This is a genomic window from Dysgonomonas sp. 521 (assembly GCF_010501055.1).
GTDB lineage: Bacteria > Bacteroidota > Bacteroidia > Bacteroidales > Dysgonomonadaceae > Dysgonomonas.
In genome coordinates this window covers 1-924 of sequence record NZ_QVMO01000230.1, presented here as the reverse complement: position 1 = coordinate 924, position 924 = coordinate 1, and the positions used below count along the sequence as shown (strand labels likewise).

Sequence of the window (924 nt, the reverse complement as noted above, 5' to 3'; positions counted from 1 at the left end):
GAAGTCGTCTTGACTAATTTAAAATTGTTAAAAACAGAAGGAAGTGTTAGTTTAGTAATCGCTAAACAACCAAAACATAACACTTCCTATGTACAAAGTACTGGACAAATATACGATTGAAAAAGAAATATTACCTCATTTGTCAACAGCAAAAAGAGGATTTAAGACAAAGAGTTGTCTGGTAGAAATAGTAAATTGTATTCTCTATAAACTCAAAACTGGTATCCAATGGCATATGCTGCCTGTGGAAAATCTGTTTAGTGAAACAGTCTTAAGTTATAAAACTGTTTTCGGGCATTTTCGTAAATGGAGTAAAAATGGAGACTGGCATGATAGCTGGATTCAAATATTATCCAACCATAAGTCAGAACTGGATTTATCCAGTGCGGATATTGATGGCAGTCACACACCAGCAGTTAAAGGAGGAGAAGAAGTTGCATACCAAGGACGCAAAAGCAGGAAAACAACCAATGCTTTATACTTTGTTGACCGCAGAGGAATACCTTTAGCTATTTCCAATCCTGTATCAGGTAATCATCATGACCTGTATAATATAGAGGAAACTTTGGGTGAATTATTTTCTACATTAACGATAGCTGGTATAAATCTGGATGGATTGTTTGTTAATGCTGATTCTGGTTTCGATTCTAAAGAATTCAGGGAGATATGTTGTAGACATGGCATATTTGCCAATGTTGATTTTAATCCCAGAAATGGAAGTGTAAGTGATGACCTATTATTGGATGATTTACTTTATAAAGAACGTTATAGCATTGAAAGAACAAATGCCTGGATGGATTCTTTCAGATCATTGCTTAATAGATTTGACACGACGGTATCTAGTTGGAAGTCCTTCAATTATATAGCTTTTATTGTTATATTTTTAAAGAAAATTAAGAAAATCAAAAAGTCAAGATGACTTCA

General features: G+C 33.8%; 1 protein-coding gene. It reads left to right on the top strand.

Translation table 11 applies throughout. The annotated features are described in order from the left end of the window. The first annotated feature begins 88 nt into the window (after positions 1 to 88). Entirely contained in the window at positions 89 to 919 is an 831-nt protein-coding gene (locus D0T84_RS22315) for an IS5 family transposase (RefSeq protein WP_163310114.1), read from the top strand. Positions 920 to 924: the final 5 nt, after the last annotated feature.